Genomic DNA, 18,531 nt, shown 5'->3' with positions numbered 1-18,531 from the left:
CATTTATTTAATGCTGCTTTTACAGTCAAGCCATGTAATAAGATTGTGGAGCATGCTTGTTGTGACCCTGTGGCCCACACAAGAGAACTCAATCATTTCGATGGAAAAACCATTTTTTAAGGCTGCATTATAAAATTCTTTTTGACCTTGTATTGGAATTTGCTTGTCTTCCATGCCTGCCAATATTAGAACAGGTCTTTGACCCATTAATGCCATTTGATTTGATAAATCATAGGTTTCTATCTTGTCTTTATAGCGGTCATCCTGGGGCAGTATTCCACTCTGGATCGCCTTTGTCCAGTTGAAAACGCCATTAATAGCTGCCATCCCTTTCACAAGTGGTGTTCTTTTAAAAATTCCTGGAATAGTGATGGCACCCATAGAGTCACCCAGCAAGAAAATATTTCTATAATCCGTCTTGTATGTGTTGATAATGGCACTCAAGAAATTAGGCGCTTCCTCAATGCTCTTAAAAATCACTTCCCAAAAATGTCTTTCTATAACATTAGAAGACGCATAATCTATGCTTCCCCTCTGCCCGTGGTACAAGGCATCTGGAAGTATAACCTGATATCCAAAACTCGCTATGGTCATGGCCTGAAAACGCAAATGTTCTTTAGACGACTGCCAACCGTGGTAGTAGACAACTGTTGGTAGAACACCCTCGTAGTGTCTAGGTACAAAACGTAGGACAGGAATCTTATCAAGTACATCGTGTTCCACTTTTACAAATTTATTCTCAAGTTCAAATACTGACCACTCCATCATTTGGCCTCCTTATTAAACATTCTTTAATAAAGTCCATTCATAAGGCCAATCATTCATTCAAAAATATGCCCTTATACATTCAACTTTATTATTCATTAAATTTATTTTAATGTCAACCACTAATTTATTTTCCCGCTTGGTCTATTAAACTAATGAAAGATACACAGAACCCCCGGCCCCTGCTTGACCAGCAGGTGTATCCGGGGGTGTAAAATCATGCTATGCAAGTTTCATTGATTCAGGACCTTATTTTTTTTCTTCCTTGTCTTTTGTTGTTTTTTTGCTTTTTGAAGTCGTGGAAGTCTCCTTTGAAGCGGCCTCTGATTTCTCGTTTTTCAAATCAGATTTTCTCTTGGCAATAGGCTCTGCCAACTCTTCGAGTCTCTTGTCTACCAGATTGTACAGGCTGCCTTTTTCAAATCTGCCATTCCTTGTGCGTTTACCGGCCTTTATATCCATAAGGACTTCGATACCCTCATCAATGGTGTGTACGGAGTAAATATGGAACTTGCCTTCCTTCACTGCTTCAAGCACTTCAGAAGAAAGCATTAGATTCTTTTCATTTTGATGTGGAATCATGACACCCTGGTCTCCTGTGAGTCCTTTCATCTGGCACACCTTGAAGAAGCCTTCAATTTTTTCATTGACGCCACCGATTGGTTGAATTTCACCACGCTGGTTCACCGATCCTGTAACAGCAATAGACTGCTTAATCGGAACACCTGCTAGACTCGACAGGATTGCGTAAAGCTCGGTACTTGATGCTGAATCCCCATCAACCCCTGAGTAGAGTTGTTCAAAAACAACTTGCGCCGTCAGTGCCAGAGGTTTTTTCTGTGCAAATTTCTGACCAAGATAGCCTGTTAGAATCATGATGCCCTTGTCATGGCTTGATCCAGAAGCCTTAACTTCTCTTTCAATATTGACAATACCCGCTCGGCCTTTATAGGTTGAAACTGTGATTTTACTTGGTTTTCCAAAGCGGTACTGTCCTGTTCCCATAACAGCTAAACCATTTATTTCACCGACTTTTGATCCATCTACATCAATGAGATAGTCGCCCTTTTCAAACATTTCAAGAACTTTCTCTTCAATTTTATTGTTTCGATTTTCAAGTTCATTGAGGGCTTTTTCCACATGTTCAGCTTCCACTTTTTCATCGCCGTAGTATTCTGCCCAGCTATCTGATTCGTAAAGGACATCCACCAACTTGTTGAGGTGGGAGCTCAACTTGTCTTGATCATCGGCTTCTCTAGAGCTAAATTCGATAATTCTGCCCACAGCCCCTTTGGTAAAGTGTCTTAGATTGTCTTTGTGTACATGGCGTGCAATAAAGCGAGATAATTTTTCAATGGTCTCCTTATCTCTTTCTAGAGTCATTTCAAAATCAGCCATGATCTTAAAGAGCTTTCTAAACTCCTCATCATAGGCATATAGGAGCTGATACGTTCTCGGATCACCAATTACGATAATTTTAACATCCAGTGGCACAGGGTCAGGTTTTAAAGTCGTTGAAACTATAGATCCTGTTAAGCTGCCAATGGACTCAATTTGTATTTTTTCATCGAGCAAGGCCCGTTTAAGACTTGTCCAAGCCAATGGATTGACAAGAATATCCTTGGCGAGCACAATCAGATAGCCGCCATTGGCTTCGTGAAGGGCTCCCGGTTTAATCATAGTAAAGTCTGTCTTCATCATACCCAGTTCATTCTTGTACTCAATGCGTCCCATTAAATTATAATAGGTCGGGTTGGATGCAAAAACAATTGGCGCATGCTTTTGTTCTGAATTGTCAATAAACATGTTGAGCTTGTATCTATCGAAGAAGGCTTCAGTGTTTCTTGCCTGAAGCATCATAAGCGGATTTTGCTGTTGTTGCTGTTCGCCATCACTTCTGAAATGGTCCACATGTTCAACAATATCATCCACCACAGAATCAAGATAATCTTTTACAGCATCATTGGCCTTAAATCGATCACGAATGTTCATTAAGTGATAGCTGGCCACACGGCGGGTCATTTGCTCATCCAGGTTTTTGACCTTATTTCTGTAGCTTTCCTCTTCTTGCTTAAGCTTGTTAAACAGCTCTACGGTTTCGAGGCTAAGCTTGTTGGAGTTCGAACGAAGTTTTTCGTAATCATCATCAGTGATGCTTCTATACTCTTCTTCACTCATTGGTTCGCCCTCTTTTAGAGGTATGCTAACCAGGCCTCTTTCATTTTGAGTGAACATGAAGCCATATTTTTCACCGATGACATTGAGCTCTTCTATGACTTTTTCACTGTTTCTGGTGTACTCCTGAAGAACCATGGCTTTGGTGTTTTCATAATCCTTGCTGTTAAAGACATTCTTAATTTCTTTTTTTAGAAATTCAATGGTTCTATCAAAAATTTTAATAAATTCCTTGCCCTGGCCTGGTTCAAAACTCAAGGCCAGTGGATTGTGAGAATCCTTAAAATTATTGACATAGACCCAGTCATTTGGAACTGGACGTTTAATAGCCTGTTCCTCCGTTAAAAGGCGGACATAACTGTTTCTACCAGTCCCCCAAGTTCCGGACACATAGACATTGTAACCTCTTTTACGAATACTCAGACCGAAATCCATTGCCTTGGAAGCCCGTTCCTGTCCAATGATGCCATGTAGTGGTGCCAGTTCTTCGGTTGAGTCAAAACTCAAGCAATCCATTTCGCATGGTGCGGTCAATTGACCATAAGTAAGTTTATAGTTGTCTAAATTGATGCTCATATGTATTCCCCCCATCTTATGTGGTTGATTTTCTTTTGCCATTGAAGGAATATACCCGAATTGACAATCACAACACTTTTTTGACATGTATTTCATGCTTTCGCCAAAACTTGTTATTTTGTCTTTCAGATTTATTCATATATTGACCTGACACTTCAAAATACCATTCATGTATTGATGAAATCTCGAACTCATGCTGTGGTCACACAAGATTCAAGTTTTCTAAAAGCATCACGCCTATATATAACAATTCAAGATCAAACCATATAATTCCTTTTGATTTATTCTGAAAATTGTTAATTTTACATGAATAATACCCTTTTGTTAGGTGTTTATTACCCTTTTGTTCAAAAAAACATAAAAAAACATTTTTTTGGTCTTCATTGCATATTTAGAACATTTTTTGTGATTTAAATGTCTTTCCAACTTATTTTAAAGGCAAAAAAAGGTAAGCAGGAAACAGCTTACCAGAAGTTTTTATATTTTGATGAGTTCATTTTCATGAACAATGAAAAAGGGGGCTTCATCCACTGGGCGTACTCTGTGTCCGAATGGCTTGGATTACGATGAATTATGCCAATACTTTCAATCCTCGTGTCCATTTTTTGACTTTCATAGGCTTCTTGCAGGGCTTCCATGCTGGCATGTTCTTTGGCTTGATCCTTACTTTGTGCCCAACATTCATGCAGAAGGAGTTTAACTGGTTTCAAGAAAACATCAGCCTTCACATCCGTGTCCGTTGCAATATGAAGCTTGTTATCGATGGTAATTCCAAAAGACGGCAGGGTATGATTCTGCCTTGTGATGCCAATTTGAACAGGGCCAATTTTAAACCCTTCTTCGGTATAATCCCTGCATTTAACTTGCATAGCAATTGTTTCATAACCCGTTGTTCCAAAGGGTTGCTTGGCACTATCTTCGATTATACTTTGACAAGATCTATCATAGTATGGTTTACCCGGTCCCCAAATGGTGAGCATTTTATCTTTTAAGAACTTGGGCAAGAAAAAAAGTCCCATGATATGATCCTGATGGTAATGGGTTAGAATCAGATCAACCGCCTTATACCGGTTAAGAACACTGGAAAAATCCGTTAATCTCGATAGGCCAGTGCCTGCGTCAATAAGGATTAAGCGATTGTTATACTCTATGAGTGTCGCACTTGTCTGTCTCCCAAAAGCCGGCATCCATCCTCCAGTTCCCAAAGGCCATATTTTCATTTTTTCCTCCTTACTTTAATCTATAAGCACACTGGCGTATGATTCTTTCCCTTCTTTAAATTTTTGAATATATGTTATTTCACCACTGGCTTTAACGCCTAGATCTTTACAGATATAGTCACTTCCCCCTGGATCAATTATGCTAAAAGACTGGGTCTTAAAGCTGTACATAAAGACACCTGTGGCATACATGTCACGCGTCTCTGTCCCAGTATATAACTCGTTGGGATTCTCATTTAGATAAACAAAAAAACGCCCGTCTGGTGCCCATATGGGAAGACCTGTATACTCCATTGTAGCCAGGGTTTCCTGGGTCTGAATATTTATTAAATGACCTTTCAACTGCCCCTTGCTTTCTGTTTCAATTATAAGGTGCTTATTGTCTGGTGACCACTTGGCTAGGGTCAGATTTTCAAAACGTCCTAAGAAAATGGGCAAAGCCCCCTTAGAGTCAGAACCCTCACTAGAAACCAAGTATAAATCCCCCTGATTTTTCTTTCCAGTGACCCATATAAGCCCCTTGTCTTCCTCGGGCGATTTTGAAAGTTTATACACACTATCATATGTTGATATGAGACCCTCTAAAGCTTTCATATCCAGACCGTCTGTCATGCTTTGAAAAACAAGGCGTACCAGTTCTGCGTTCTCTCTTCTAACCTGGTCACTCAGACCCGTTTCTGATGGCAAATTATTAGAAACATTTTCGAGTTCATTTATTTTATCAAGGGCCGTCGAAAGCTGAATCTTTAATTCTGATACTTCCTTTTCCAGGGTTTGAACCCGCCCCTGTTCTGCTGTAATAACCATCTCTAAGTCTTCAATCTGTGATGTTGGATCGAGTCTGGACGACTCTTCAGAACAAGCAAGTAAAGACAAGGCCACTACACATAGGGCTGTAACTTTAAATTTTGTTTTCAAATTTTTTTTCATTTTAACACTCCACTACAAGTATTTATGGAAGATTAAATCATCCACCCATTCATTTGTTGCTTCATTAAAATGATGCATATGTACAGAACCTGTGCAGTGAAACCCTTCTTTTAAGACGGCGCTAATGGAGGAATGATTGTTGCTGTAAATATAGGCTCTTACAATTTTAATACCACGTTCTTTTAAACGGGGGTAGACCTCTTCTGCCAATCTGTTCACCAGTCCTTCTCCCCGTCTTGACTTAAGCACCGCTGCCGACATAAAGGCACTGTGGTTTCTTCCTTCATGTCCTTGTTTTGCCTTAACAAGGGCTATTATATGGTTGGCTTCGCGCATCATAAACAAGTGCTCATGATCATTTTCAATCCACGATATAACATCCTTGATTGATGTCACATCAGCAAAGGACATCTCAGCATGTTCTTCCCTTAATCGTGTGCAAAAATCAAATAGTGCTTCTGCATCTGTCATTTTCACTTCTGAAATGTTCATATAGTCCCCCTGGTTCAAGTTTATCGTCTATATTATTTATAAGATTGTGTCTATGATAGTTTCAAATCCCTTGAGGAAGTCCCTTGTAGATTTGACCTACCTTTCTAAACTATAGGCATCTTCGACCCGCTCGCTCATGTACCGAAGTGTGTCACGAACCCCTTGATTGTAGGCTTCAATAGCCATGTTTTCAGTAAAGAAGTCCAGAACCAGCATGGCTGCAAGGTCACCAATATCCTCATCCCGTTCTTCTCTAAAAAAGACTTGTATGTCTTCAATCATTCTCTTTTTTGTCTCATCATCAAACTTTAATGGTCTTTTTCTCATGCTTGGTCTTCCAGGTCAAATAAACTTTGTAACTTCAACTGCTTTATTTTCATAACCAAGTGAACTTGGTTAAAGGTTGCGTGATCGCGAACCAAATCGTAGACTTTTTTCGTTCGTCCATCTTGTCTTGCTGCATCAAGAATGAGCATAATCGTCTTCGTTTCAGGCAATTGCCGACGAATATAGGCTTCATAAATTTTATAATTTTCTCCATTGATCCAGTCATAAAAATACTTCATAACAGTGGCTTCTTTGACATTCATAGCTTGTGCAATGTCTTGTATATCCATACCTTTTTCAAGACAAGTTTCGTACTGCTTAACCCGGTCCGTTTTTTGCCTTGGCTTAGTCTTGCCACTAATCCATTTCTTCCAATCAAGAACCTGTGCCATATTCATAAAAGCCTTGGCTGTCACCTGTGCATCTTCAAGGGCTCTATGGGCCCTGTCATTATGAAGAGTGAAAAAAGCCGTCAGGTCAGATAGTTTAGCTCCCGGTGTGGATATGCCCATCTCTTTCTTATAGGCTCGAAACATTCGCATCGTACAAATATATTCATTTATGGGATCTAGTCCTGCATCTTTTAAAGCATTGTTCAAAAAACGCATGTCAAATGAGGCGTTGTGAGCCACGATTAATTTGCCTCTCAAAAATCTAGAAAAGCCTTCAATAATATCTGATAAATAGGGTGCATCTTTTACCATTTCCGTGCTTATACCTGTTATTTTAGTAATTCTTCTTGATATGGGTTTACCTGGATTAACAAGTGTGCTTCTCTCATCTTTTATTTTTCCATCACGAATCCATACATATCCAATTTCTATAATGGTGTCTTCATTGCGAAGACCCGTTGTCTCAAAATCCAGTACTACAAAATCCATACTTTACCCTCTCGATATCGATTCATTTCATATGTTCCCATGTCATTATGCACAGAACATATTGTCTGGTCTTGATTATATCAAAAATCACGGTTTCAGTCTTTTCCATATGGCTTTTCTGTAAGCGGAATAAGGAAATATAACACAAATCCTAAAAAAAAGGCATAAAAAAAAGGCTGCTTGATCACAACCTTTTCATATAGAAAATCTTTTTCTCTCAGTTTATGGCTTAGGTCTTTCAATTGTCTTTAGCCAATAGATCAGGGCAATACCTGCTACAATTATTTTTAAAAGGGGTATTCTTCTATGTATATGAACATCAATGTGAAATAACCCCAGTCGCACTTGTGTTTCTGGTTGATTCCCGTTACCTGAAAAGAGGTTCATGCCTTTGATCGGTTTCATACTTGTTCTCCTTTGTGCTTTGAATCATTTGCCTGGTATGGTCTGTTATACCCCGTATAGACTTACTTACACGAAAACCCTCTAAGCCATGCGTTCGGTCTTAGAGGGTTCATATAATTTCAGCATCTAGCACTTGTGTTAAAATGACTCACTTATATAACACTTATGATATGCTTTCATTTATTCTTTGAAGAAGTCCTTTAGTTTATCAGAAAGAACATCTCCCAGTGTCGCTGTTGCATCGCCTTCTTGTGCAAACTCTTCCACAGCTTGTTCAACCGCCGCCGAATCATCATCAACTGCTTTGATAGACAAGCTCATGCGCTGGTCTCCTGGTTTGATGTCAAGAATACGAACTTCAACCTTTTGACCTGCTTGAAGAGCATCCTTAGGGTGTTTTATGTGTTCATTGGAAATTTCAGAAACGTGAACAAGACCTTCAACCCCTGATTCAAGAGCAACAAATGCACCAAAATCAGCCACACGGACAACTGTGCCTTCAACCACATCGTTGACATTGTGGTAAGCGTTGATATTATCCCAAGGATTATCCTGTACATTAAGAACCTTCAGTGAAAGTCTATTCTTTTCCTTATCCACACTTAGAATTTCAACATCCACTTGGTCGCCAATGCTAACCACTTCACTTGGGTGCTTCACGCGCTTCCAGCTCAGTTGAGAAATATGAGCCAGGCCGTCAAGTCCACCAATATCAATAAAAGCACCAAACTTTTCAAGACGTTTAACCTCGCCCTTCATTGTGTCACCCGGTAGAAGTGTGTCCCAAAGTTTTGCACGCTTTTCCTTTAACTCACCCTGTTCCACTTCTCTACGAGAAAGCACAACATTCTTCTTTTCTTTGTTCAGTTCGATGATTTTTACATTAAGTTCCTGCCCCACAAAGGATTCAAGATCTTCAACATAGGCCACGGAAAGCTGAGACGCTGGAATAAATGCACGCACACCCTTTACAAAGGCTACAGCGCCACCCTTTACAGTTTCTTTAACTGTAATGTCCATTGTTTTTCCGTTTTCAAATGCTTCAGCCAGTTCGTCCCAAACCACAACTTGGTCTGCACGTTTTTTTGAAAGCACCACATTGCCCTCGCCATCGTCAGCCTTTAATACATACACATCAATTTCGTCGCCTTCAGAAACGATTTGTGATGGCTCTTTGCCACTTTCTGAAGTGAGTTCATTTTTCGTAATAATACCATCCGACATATGTCCAATGTTTACAATTACGTCTTCCTCACCTACAGTCATAACTGTGCCTTTTAGAATTGCACCTTTTTCCAGTTTTGTCATAGACTTATCAATTTCATCCATGAACTGGTTCATATCCTGCTGATCTGTCATTTTACACTCTCCTTGATAAATATTCATGATGAACTTATATATTTACGTTGGTATCTTCAAGATAACACATATAAATTGATATATGCTATCTTGAAAATCCCGATTGCCTTTATAAGCCCACGCTACTATTATAACAAATAATCTGATAATTCCACTTGAAAAATGGTATAATAATAGAATTTTAACAAGATAAAGTTTTTATTTTTTGTATAAAACATCCACACCCCATCTATAAGTGCAATCTCAAGTCTGCCCTTTGAGACCAATATCAATCAAAAATCCTTCTAGGACCATGCTAAAGCGCGACTGGATGAAATCACGTTTTACAGAATTAGGGTTTTAACAAAGGTTAAAGTAGAGCTTTTAATAGATATTTAAAAAAGCCAATCAAGGACAGGGGGCCTGTCGCTTCATTGGCTTTTTCTCTTTACTTCATTATACAGATAAATTATCCCAATATAAATTCTGAAATAGGTCGTCCTGGAGGAACGATTGGATAGACGTCTTCATTTTTTTCAATGTGACAATCTATAAGAACCGGCGCGGTCCCGTGCCCCTGCCAAGCCATAGCCCATTCCAACTCTTTATCATTTGTGACCTTGAAACCTTTTATTCCATAAGCCTCAACAAGTTTAACATAATCAGTTTCATTTCCAATGCAAGTCTGTGCATACCTTTCATTTTGAAAAAGCTTCTGCCACTGTCTAACCATGCCAAGGGCACCATTATTCATAAGCACTATGGTCACAGGAATATTTTCAGCGGCAAGCGTGGACAGCTCATTACAATTCATTCTAAAACTGCCATCTCCCGTCACAAGGACAACATGTTCGTCTTTGTTGCCCACTTTTGCCCCAATGGCAGCACCAAGACCATACCCCATGGTTCCAAGACCACCTGAAGTTAAGAACTGTCTTGTTCTATTAAAAGGCCAGTACTGGGCTGTCCACATTTGATGTTGGCCTACATCTGTTGCAACAATAGCGTCTCCAACTCTTTTGTGGACAGCTTCAAGGATGCTCTTCGGACTCACACTTTCATCAATAAATTGAATGGACTTCTTCTGGCTGTTAATTCTATCTTTCCACGCACTTCGATCACAAGCATCAATTGAATAAGCTAATGATTTCAACCAGACCTCTAAATCTCCACACAGACTTAGGTCAGCTTTCATATTTTTATCAAACTCCGTTTTATCAATATCAATATGAATAATTTTTGCCTGTCTGGCAAAGGCATCTGGATTGCCAATAACCCTGTCGCTAAAGCGAGCCCCCACTGCAATAATGAGATCACTCTCCGTGACCGCTGTGTTGGTTTCGGAAAATCCATGCATGCCCACAAGACCATAGGAAAGTTCATGGCTTCTTGGGATGGATCCTAGTCCCATGAGTGTGTTGACCACAGGAATGTCACCCTTTTCTGCCAGAAACATGAGGCTCTTTTCTGCACTTCCTAGTGCCACACCGCCTCCTGCATAAATCACAGGGCTCCTAGATTCATTGACCCATTTGACTGCCAGGTCAAGGTCGCCCTCAATTTTAAGCGTGCCCTGCACCTCTTTCATGGCAGGATCAGCAGGTGTAAAGTTTGTCTTTTCAATAAAAACATCCTTTGTAATATCCACTAGAACTGGTCCCGGCCGGCCTGTCACAGCAATACTCATAGCTTCTTCTAGGACGCCAGCAAGCTCATTGACATCACGCACTAAATAGCTGTGCTTGGTGATCGGCAGAGTCATACCAGTAATGTCAATTTCTTGAAAGGAATCCTTTCCCAGAAGAACACTAGGCACTTGACCCGTTATGACAAGGAGGGGCACAGAATCCATATAGGCTGTGGCAATTCCCGTCACTGTGTTGGTTGCCCCTGGACCTGATGTGGCAAAGCATACGCCTAGTTTGCCAGTTGAACGGGCATAACCATCGGCTGCATGCACAGCCCCTTGCTCATGCGCCGCACGAACATGGGTGAAGCAGTCCATTTGATCATACAAGGCATCATAAAGTGGAATGACTGCACCGCCAGGATAGCCAAATAGTGTATTTACGTCATGGGTTTTTAAGCATTCCAGTAAAATTTCTGCCCCCGTTAACTGCATTTCTACTCCCCCTTGTTACCTGTACGTCGCCCCTAAATCAGCTGAAGATACAAGTTTTCTATACCTTTTCAGATAGCCCTTTGCTGGTTTGTCGGGCTGACTCCAGTTTTTACGTCTTTCATTTAAAACTTCATCTGTCACATCCAAATGAATACGCCCATTTGCAATATCAATTTCCACCCGGTCTCCCTCTTCTATAAAGGCAATGGGACCGGCCTCCCAAGCTTCGGGAGACACGTGACCAATGGCTGCTCCCCGGCTGCCACCAGAAAACCGACCATCTGTGATTAGAGCCACACTGGAATCAAGACCCATACCCCCAAGGGCTGCTGTTGGTGAAAGCATTTCCCGCATGCCCGGCCCACCTTTTGGACCTTCATACCTGACAATGATCACATCGCCCTCTTTTATTTCACCATCTAATATGGCCTTATAACATGTTTCTTCTGAATCAAAAACACGGGCTGGACCTGTGTGCTGCATCATTTCAGGCAGAACAGCTGACTGTTTAACCACAGCGCCGTCAGGGGCAATGTTGCCCCTGAGTACTTTTATGCCCCCTTCTTGAGCAAAAGGGGTATCTATTGAGCGAATCACATCACTTTTTCTTTCTATAAATCTTTCTCCAATGGTTCGACCATCAACTGTCAAGCATTCTGTATTCAGAAGTCCCTTTTTATTAAGTTCGTTCATGACAGCCCCTATGCCACCTGCATAATATAAATCTTCAATGTGGTCTGTCCCTGCCGGGGACAACTTACAAAGATTTGGTGTTTCTCCACTGATTTTATCAATCCATGTCAGGGGAATATCCACACCCATTTCCCGGGCAATAGCCGTTAAGTGCAGGACTGTGTTTGTTGAACAGCCAAGGGCCATATCAACAGTTAGAGCATTTTCAAAGGCGTCTTCAGTCATAATCATTTCCGGTGTGTCACCATCTTCTATCATACGCATAACTTGGTGACCCGCCTCTTTGGCAAGACGCACCCTCTCAGCAAACACTGATGGGATCGTACCATTGCCTGACAAGCCCATGCCTAGGACTTCAGCCATGCAGTTCATGGAGTTTGCCGTGAACATACCCGCACAAGACCCACATCCTGGGCAAGCGTCAGATTCAATTTGACCGAGGTCTTCTTCAGACAGACGTCCTGCTTTTACCGCCCCAACACCTTCAAAGACTGTGATCAAGTCTGACTTGCCTGTGGCATTTCGGCCTGCGAGCATTGGTCCACCAGAAAGTATAAGACTTGGCAAATTCAGTCGAGCGGCTGCCATAAGTGCTGCAGGAACTGTTTTATCACAGTTTGGAACAAGGACCATACCATCAAGGGCATGGGCTGTCATCATGACTTCCACTGAATCGCAGATAATTTCTCGGCTGGCAAGGGAGTATTTCATACCTTCATGGTTCATGGCAAGTCCATCACAAACCGCAATCATTGGAAACTCCACCGGGGTGCCTCCCGCTGCTAAAATCCCCTTTTTAACAGCTTCTACTATGGGTTTGAGTCCTATATGGCCCGGTACGATTTCATTGTAACCGCTTACCACACCGACTATGGGTTTTTCTATTTCACGGTCGGTCATGCCTAGTGCTTTTAGCAAGGACCTATGTGGGGCTTTTTCAATACCTTTTTTTATGTTATTGCTTTTCATATTGTCGACTCCTTGTGGTGTGCCTAGTATTACTGGTCTTTGATCCAGCTCATCATACGGCGTAGATTTTTACCCACATCAACCATAGGGTGTTCAAGCTCGTCTTCTTTAATGCGGTTGTAAAGCGGTCTGCCATTTTTATTCTCTGTCAGCCATTCTCTCGCAAATGTTCCGTCTTGAATTTCTGACAGAACAGACTTCATCTCTTGGCGTGTGTCTTTTGTGATAATTCTCTTGCCGACCATAAAATCACCATACTCAGCTGTGTCACTGATGGAGTAGCGCATCTTTTCAAATCCGCCCTCATACAGTAGGTCGACAATGAGTTTCATTTCGTGTAAGCACTCAAAATATGCAACTTCCGGTTGATAGCCTGCTTCAACAAGTGTATCAAAGCCTGCCTTGATTAGCTCTGTGGCACCACCGCAAAGGACAGCCTGCTCACCGAAAAGGTCTGTTTCTGTTTCCTCTTTGAATGTGGTTTCAAGCAGACCAGCTCTTGTAGAACCAATGCCCTTTGCATAAGCCATAGCAAGTTCCCTTGCCTTACCGCTGTAATCTTGATGAACAGCAAAGAGTGCAGGAACACCCTTACCATCTTCATAAACACGACGCACCAAGTGGCCTGGTCCTTTTGGAGCAACCATGAAAACGTCCACATCTGCAGGCGGGTCAATTTGATCAAAGTGAATATTAAATCCATGAGCAAAAGCTAGGGCGTTGCCCGGCTCTAGGCCCTGCTTGACAGACTTGTTATAAACGTCCCCTTGTTTTTCATCCGGAATGAGCATCATAACAAGATCAGAGCGTTTTGCCGCTTCATCCACAGATGTGACTGTGAATCCATCATTCAGGGCTTTGTCCACTGATTTTGAACCTTCATAAAGCCCTATCACCACTTTAACACCAGAGTCTTTTAGGTTTTTTGCATGTGCATGACCCTGACTACCATACCCGATGATTGCCACGGTCTTGCCTTCAAGTGCTTGTAGAGAACTGTCCTGATCGTAATACATTTTCATTTTCATACCCTCCTAAAGGTCATCCCTTGATTCTTTATCTTTATAAACTTGGGTCTTTGTCCTGTATGGTTTATGATCCATGTCACTGAGGTCATTTAACTCACAAACTTGCTGGGCAACGTTATAGCATTTTAATGCCACTCACGCCATAGACCTTTTCCATTTGGTGCACTGCGCGCCGTGTCAGATCACCATCACCATCAAGGGTTAGAGTGAGTTCTGATCCCGCCTTTCCGCTTAGATCTCGCATTTCGACATCCAGCACATAAAACTCTTTGCGCCTGAGTGTGCCTACCACTCTGAGCATCGTATTCACGCCATCTTCCAGTTTTGCAGTCACTTGAGTCCTCATCGAACCCCTCCTTTTTTAGCAATCCTTAATTCACGCAATATTCTGTCTTTAATGCGTTGGGGAAAAGCATCTCACTTACCAAGGTGTACTCATTCTCCCGTCTGCTTTTGCCTACCTGCTTTTCTTTTTTTTTGCAAGTCTTTATAAAACAAAAGCTCCCTCATCTCCACGAACATATCGTTCATAGAGATGAGGGAGCCTTCCCACATGGTACCACTCTAATTCACAGTTTACACTGCCTTGGTTCAGATCGGCCAAACTTTTAGCGAATCCTATTCTCTGTAACGGGAGATCCCGTCTTTGCCTACTTCTTTTCAACAAAGCCGCTCAGAAGCTACTAATCATTTCGTATCACCGCCGGATTTCCACCAAGACCAGCTCTCTATGTGTGAGTGACAAAACTTTCCTCTTCTTCACTGCGTTTAAAATGCTTATATTCTATTTTGATACATAATTATACGGTTTGTGTTCGTCTAGCTAGGGACGTTTCCTCACGGTTCGCGTTACCACCCTAGTTGCATTCCGTTTTATCGGGAATACCTCTTGTTTCAAATCGGCTCATATAGATATATAAGCGAATTCTAGCCCGATAACGAGGGCAAACGTTCAGGTCTACTCACGAATTTTTGACCTGTCTGCTCAGGAGTGATCATTCAACTTCTGCACGCCGTTAGCTTCTCACCATCGCTAACTCTCTGAAGTCCGTGTTTTTCAGAAATCTTAATCTCCATCGACGCATTTTATAATGTGCTCGATTTTTTTACCATCTTGGAACAGAATTGTTCGTCGATTTGTTGATACTGATTATACGAGTCTCACCTCCCTATGTCAACAGAAAATATGAAATAAATTAAATATTTTGAATGCTTATAATTCATGTTGAATAAATTTTCTCTGTTTTCATATGTGTCAATCCTTTGAGTCGTCAATAGGGCAACGTTTTCATAATGCAATCATCCTGTGATTAATTTTCTTTATGGTTAGGGTATTTTCCTTTTCAAAATTTGAATACTCAAATTTATAAAAAGCATGGGATTCATGATTTTCATCTGAAAGAGCTTGAAGAAGCTGGGCGTATTCCCTAGGACTCCCTAGTTCTTTAGGCGGTGTTATCCCCATAGCATCCACACAGATAGGATATGCGGTTTTCATATCTGGTGCCATATAGGCTTCCACTTTCACATCAAATGTCCACTTGTCCACTATGTCTTGTTTCATTTCTATACGGTCTCCCGGTTCTAGGTTAAAGACAAAGAGGCGGGTCGTTATGCTGTTTAGACATTCTTTTAATACATCAATATGAGAGTGCCGCTGGCACACCGTGATGCCTCTTACTTTGAAAGCACTAAACTTTGACAGGGGCCAACCAAAAGCTATATCAACGGTTTTCTGTAACTGCATAAAGGTCATCGTGTCTTCCACCAAAATTCGTCTCCAGACTGGCGGTTTAACCCCTCTTAGGGAAACTTTAAGTTGATATACCTTTGCCATAGAACCATCCCCCTTTTATCATTTCTAGAGTATTATTTTAATCAAATGCAAAGCCCTCACCTAGAACTTCTTTGATATTGGAAGCTGTCACAAATGCCATTTTATCTTGTTGATGCACATATTGTTTGAGTCTCACGAATTCTCGTCGAGATAAAATACTGTTCACGACGGCCTTTTCTTCTCCTGAGTATGCCCCTTGTGCCCTATAAAGCGTTGCACCGCGTTCTAAATCCTCTAAAATGAACTTTTGTATTTGCTTATAGTCTTTAGAAATAACGGACACGCTTATTTTTCTGTTTAAGCCTTCAATGAGATTGTCGATCACAGCCGCATTTATGACAATCCCAAGAACAGCATACATCCCCAAGACGGGCCCGAATGCCATGCCTGCCATAAGTGTCACTAGAAAATCCGACAGCAATAGTGACTTGCCAATGTCTATCTTAAACATTCTGTTAAGAATCTTAGCAATTATATCCGTCCCACCTGTTGATGCATTTTGATGAAAGAGGATGCCCATGCCTATGCCCTGAATAACAATGCCGTAAATGAGGTTGATCATTAAATCTGAAACAAGAGGGGCTGATAAAGGCGTGAGCCCTTCCAGTAAGGCAATAAGCCCGGTAAGAGCAAAACTAGAATAGATTGTATTGGCACCAAACTCTTTCCCAATGAGAAGAAAGGCCAGTACAAACAGAAGAATATTCATAATAAACATGCATGTTCCTATACTTATAAAGGGCAGGTAGGCATTAACGACCATAGCGAATCCCGTTACGCCACCCACAGCTAAATTTGCAGGTATTAGAAAGTAATGAAGACCTACAGCTGTTGCAAGAATGCCTATGTTCAATATGGCAAAATCCCTAATTTTTTTCATGAAACAACCTCCTTTGAGATTGAATGGATGCCAGGCATAGGCGATGAATGAAGGGTTAATTAAATCATCGCCTGGCCAGTGCCTAACATCGTTGAATTATTCGCGCATTTTGCGCCATTTAGAAGAGGGGGCTGCTTCGTTGCAGCCAAAAGTTGCGTCTTTGCAACTCATTTTCAGCGCCTTACAAAATAGCAATGACCAGCCATCACTATACCCTATATAGATGATTTGCTCCTTGGTCTCTACACACGGTATAGTGATGGTTCATCGCTTTATTTTGCAGTCACTTTATCTATATATAAATCGGGGGATGTCCATCTTATTTTCCATCTTATTTTCCATCTTAGTTCCCTTCTTATTACCCCTTCATACTGCCTGTTTTCATGTATCTGTCATGCCAGCTTAGAGCCTGACCAATAATATGTGGGGTATGCTTAAAGCGCCCATCTTTGGCCTTGTTGAAATAGGCATGGAGGTCTTTTTTATAATCTGGATGGGCACAATTTTCTATAATCACCCACGCCCGCTCTTTTGGACTTAATCCACGAAGATCAGCAACGCCTTGGTCTGTGATAATGACCATTACATCATGTTCTGTATGATCACAGTGAGACACCATAGGAACTACGGCTGAAATATCTCCACCCTTTGCCACTGAAGGTGTGGTGAAAATAGAGATAGAACCATTACGGGTAAAGTCTCCAGAGCCACCAATACCATTCATCATCCTTGATCCCATAATGTTTGTGGAATTGACATTGCCGTAAATATCAACTTCAATGGCTGTATTGATGGCAATGACACCCAGTCTCCTAATAACTTCTGGATGATTGGAAATCTCCTGTGGCCGTAGAATGATTTTCTCCCTGTAAAAGTCAATATTGTCTTGGAATCTTTTTAAACCGGTTTCAGATGGCGTGATAGAAGTGCCCGAAGCCACAGAAACCTTGCCACTATCTAGGAGGTCCAGCATGGAATCCTGAATGACCTCTGTATAACACACCAAGTCATGAAATTCTGAATGGTTCAGACCTGAAAGAACTGCGTTTGCTACACTGCCAACACCCGACTGTATTGGCAAAAGTGTGTGGTCTAGCCTGCCGGTTCTAACCTCATTCCTTAAAAACTCAATAAGGTTATTCGAAATTTTTTGCGATGTCTCATCCACTTGTGAAAGGGGTCTGACATTGTCTTGAATGTCCGAATACACTATGGCAGCAATTTTGTCAGGATGACACGGGATGGAGATTTCCCCAATCCTATCCTCTGTTTTAAAAATTGGGATAGGCGCTTTGAGAGGGGGCTTTTGCGGCATATAAATATCATGCATCCCTTCCAGTTGAAGAGGCTGGGCTGTATTGATTTCTATAATAACCTTTTCAGCCATATCCACATATGTTGGAGTTGCCCCAACAGAAGTGGTCGGAATAATACTCCCCTCTTCTGTGATTGCAAGGGCCTCAACAATAGCCACATCAATAGCCCCTAAGAATCCCAGTTTTGTATAGTTGGGAACGTGGCTAAGGTGCATGTCCAAGTAATTGCACTTGCCATCATTTGTATGCTTTCTAAGAGATTCATTGGTCTGGTAGGGCAAGCGTTTGTCAATTAAGCCTGCTCTGGCCCATGCCCCGTCAAGTTCGTCTCCCACTGATGCCCCTGTCATAAGATTGACTTTAATATCTAAGCCTTCATCTTCTTTTCTCCTCGCGAGTGCCAGAGGTACCGCCTTTGGATAGCCAGAAGGGGTAAAACCAGAAGTGGCAATTGTCATACCATCTTCAATCAACCACACAGCTTCATCTGCTTTCACCACTTTATCAAGCAAGGATTGGCATCTTATTCTATTTTCAATGTTTTTAATTTCTTTTTTATTTTCAGTCATTATATACT

Annotated in this window: 16 protein-coding genes and 1 other annotated feature; all 16 genes read right to left on the bottom strand. The window is 41.4% G+C overall.

The features are described from left to right. Positions 1-3: 3 nt before the first annotated feature. Positions 4-768 (bottom strand): prolyl oligopeptidase family serine peptidase, encoded by a 765-nt coding sequence (locus tag ACQ4KW_RS05040; protein ID WP_430885439.1) that lies wholly within the window; start codon positions 766-768, stop codon positions 4-6. A gap of 246 nt (positions 769-1,014) precedes the next feature. Beyond that, positions 1,015-3,516 (bottom strand): Lon protease family protein, encoded by a 2,502-nt coding sequence (locus tag ACQ4KW_RS05035; RefSeq protein ID WP_430885438.1) that lies wholly within the window; start codon positions 3,514-3,516, stop codon positions 1,015-1,017. Positions 3,517-3,980: 464 nt separating this feature from the next. Then, positions 3,981-4,736, bottom strand: a complete 756-nt coding sequence (locus ACQ4KW_RS05030; protein ID WP_430885437.1) for an MBL fold metallo-hydrolase — start codon at positions 4,734-4,736, stop codon at positions 3,981-3,983. 15 nt (positions 4,737-4,751) lie between these two features. Continuing rightward, positions 4,752-5,666 (bottom strand): TolB family protein, encoded by a 915-nt coding sequence (locus tag ACQ4KW_RS05025; RefSeq protein WP_430885436.1) that lies wholly within the window; start codon positions 5,664-5,666, stop codon positions 4,752-4,754. 12 nt (positions 5,667-5,678) lie between these two features. Next, positions 5,679-6,158, bottom strand: a complete 480-nt coding sequence (locus ACQ4KW_RS05020; RefSeq protein ID WP_430885435.1) for a GNAT family N-acetyltransferase — start codon at positions 6,156-6,158, stop codon at positions 5,679-5,681. 96 nt (positions 6,159-6,254) lie between these two features. Next, on the bottom strand, positions 6,255-6,485 hold the full coding sequence (locus tag ACQ4KW_RS05015; protein WP_430885434.1) for a DUF2164 family protein: 231 nt from the start codon (positions 6,483-6,485) through the stop codon (positions 6,255-6,257). Next, a complete protein-coding gene (locus tag ACQ4KW_RS05010) occupies positions 6,482-7,366 on the bottom strand; it encodes an exonuclease domain-containing protein (RefSeq protein ID WP_430885433.1) in 885 nt (294 codons plus the stop codon). The genes ACQ4KW_RS05015 and ACQ4KW_RS05010 overlap by 4 nt, the downstream gene beginning before the upstream one ends. Before the next feature lie 222 nt (positions 7,367-7,588). Beyond that, positions 7,589-7,771 (bottom strand): hypothetical protein, encoded by a 183-nt coding sequence (locus ACQ4KW_RS05005; protein ID WP_430885432.1) that lies wholly within the window; start codon positions 7,769-7,771, stop codon positions 7,589-7,591. A gap of 180 nt (positions 7,772-7,951) precedes the next feature. After that, on the bottom strand, positions 7,952-9,130 hold the full coding sequence (gene rpsA, locus ACQ4KW_RS05000; RefSeq protein WP_430885431.1) for a 30S ribosomal protein S1: 1,179 nt from the start codon (positions 9,128-9,130) through the stop codon (positions 7,952-7,954). 448 nt (positions 9,131-9,578) lie between these two features. After that, positions 9,579-11,231, bottom strand: coding sequence for a biosynthetic-type acetolactate synthase large subunit (gene ilvB / locus ACQ4KW_RS04995; protein ID WP_430885430.1), 1,653 nt, complete (start codon positions 11,229-11,231; stop codon positions 9,579-9,581). 15 nt (positions 11,232-11,246) lie between these two features. Next, on the bottom strand, positions 11,247-12,893 hold the full coding sequence (ilvD, locus tag ACQ4KW_RS04990; protein ID WP_430885429.1) for a dihydroxy-acid dehydratase: 1,647 nt from the start codon (positions 12,891-12,893) through the stop codon (positions 11,247-11,249). A 29-nt stretch (positions 12,894-12,922) separates the two neighbouring features. Further along, positions 12,923-13,915, bottom strand: a complete 993-nt coding sequence (ilvC, locus tag ACQ4KW_RS04985; protein WP_430885428.1) for a ketol-acid reductoisomerase — start codon at positions 13,913-13,915, stop codon at positions 12,923-12,925. Between the two features lie 121 nt (positions 13,916-14,036). After that, positions 14,037-14,267 carry an ACT domain-containing protein gene (locus tag ACQ4KW_RS04980; protein WP_430885427.1) on the bottom strand — a complete coding sequence of 77 codons (231 nt, stop codon included), beginning with the start codon at positions 14,265-14,267 and terminating at the stop codon, positions 14,037-14,039. A gap of 476 nt (positions 14,268-14,743) precedes the next feature. Then, positions 14,744-15,010: a binding site (T-box leader), on the bottom strand. A 199-nt stretch (positions 15,011-15,209) separates the two neighbouring features. Further along, positions 15,210-15,758 (bottom strand): plasmid pRiA4b ORF-3 family protein, encoded by a 549-nt coding sequence (locus tag ACQ4KW_RS04975; RefSeq protein ID WP_430885426.1) that lies wholly within the window; start codon positions 15,756-15,758, stop codon positions 15,210-15,212. A 37-nt stretch (positions 15,759-15,795) separates the two neighbouring features. Next, positions 15,796-16,638 (bottom strand): YitT family protein, encoded by an 843-nt coding sequence (locus tag ACQ4KW_RS04970; RefSeq protein ID WP_430885425.1) that lies wholly within the window; start codon positions 16,636-16,638, stop codon positions 15,796-15,798. Positions 16,639-16,996: 358 nt separating this feature from the next. Further along, complete coding sequence (locus ACQ4KW_RS04965; RefSeq protein WP_430885424.1) at positions 16,997-18,523, bottom strand: acetyl-CoA hydrolase/transferase family protein; 1,527 nt, start codon at positions 18,521-18,523, stop codon at positions 16,997-16,999. Positions 18,524-18,531 lie beyond the last annotated feature (8 nt).

This window comes from Tianxiuia mixotrophica (assembly GCF_050596425.1).
Classification (GTDB): Bacteria; Bacillota; Clostridia; order Peptostreptococcales; family Acidaminobacteraceae.
This window is presented reverse-complemented; position numbering and strand designations above follow the sequence as displayed.

What these genes read in the sequence shown, in the direction of transcription:
- ACQ4KW_RS05025 (WP_430885436.1), bottom strand. Translation starts at nt 5,666, where the DNA reads ATGAAAAAAAATTTGAAAACAAAATTTAAAGTTACAGCCCTATGTGTA.
- ilvC (WP_430885428.1), bottom strand. Translation starts at nt 13,915, where the DNA reads ATGAAAATGTATTACGATCAGGACAGTTCTCTACAAGCACTTGAAGGC.
- ACQ4KW_RS04965 (WP_430885424.1), bottom strand. Translation starts at nt 18,523, where the DNA reads ATGACTGAAAATAAAAAAGAAATTAAAAACATTGAAAATAGAATAAGA.
- ACQ4KW_RS05035 (WP_430885438.1), bottom strand. Translation starts at nt 3,516, where the DNA reads ATGAGCATCAATTTAGACAACTATAAACTTACTTATGGTCAATTGACC.
- ilvD (WP_430885429.1), bottom strand. Translation starts at nt 12,893, where the DNA reads ATGAAAAGCAATAACATAAAAAAAGGTATTGAAAAAGCCCCACATAGG.
- ACQ4KW_RS05005 (WP_430885432.1), bottom strand. Translation starts at nt 7,771, where the DNA reads ATGAAACCGATCAAAGGCATGAACCTCTTTTCAGGTAACGGGAATCAA.
- ACQ4KW_RS04970 (WP_430885425.1), bottom strand. Translation starts at nt 16,638, where the DNA reads ATGAAAAAAATTAGGGATTTTGCCATATTGAACATAGGCATTCTTGCA.
- ACQ4KW_RS05030 (WP_430885437.1), bottom strand. Translation starts at nt 4,736, where the DNA reads ATGAAAATATGGCCTTTGGGAACTGGAGGATGGATGCCGGCTTTTGGG.
- ACQ4KW_RS05020 (WP_430885435.1), bottom strand. Translation starts at nt 6,158, where the DNA reads ATGAACATTTCAGAAGTGAAAATGACAGATGCAGAAGCACTATTTGAT.
- ACQ4KW_RS05040 (WP_430885439.1), bottom strand. Translation starts at nt 768, where the DNA reads ATGATGGAGTGGTCAGTATTTGAACTTGAGAATAAATTTGTAAAAGTG.
- ACQ4KW_RS04980 (WP_430885427.1), bottom strand. Translation starts at nt 14,267, where the DNA reads ATGAGGACTCAAGTGACTGCAAAACTGGAAGATGGCGTGAATACGATG.
- ACQ4KW_RS05015 (WP_430885434.1), bottom strand. Translation starts at nt 6,485, where the DNA reads ATGAGAAAAAGACCATTAAAGTTTGATGATGAGACAAAAAAGAGAATG.
- ACQ4KW_RS04975 (WP_430885426.1), bottom strand. Translation starts at nt 15,758, where the DNA reads ATGGCAAAGGTATATCAACTTAAAGTTTCCCTAAGAGGGGTTAAACCG.
- rpsA (WP_430885431.1), bottom strand. Translation starts at nt 9,130, where the DNA reads ATGACAGATCAGCAGGATATGAACCAGTTCATGGATGAAATTGATAAG.
- ACQ4KW_RS05010 (WP_430885433.1), bottom strand. Translation starts at nt 7,366, where the DNA reads ATGGATTTTGTAGTACTGGATTTTGAGACAACGGGTCTTCGCAATGAA.
- ilvB (WP_430885430.1), bottom strand. Translation starts at nt 11,231, where the DNA reads ATGCAGTTAACGGGGGCAGAAATTTTACTGGAATGCTTAAAAACCCAT.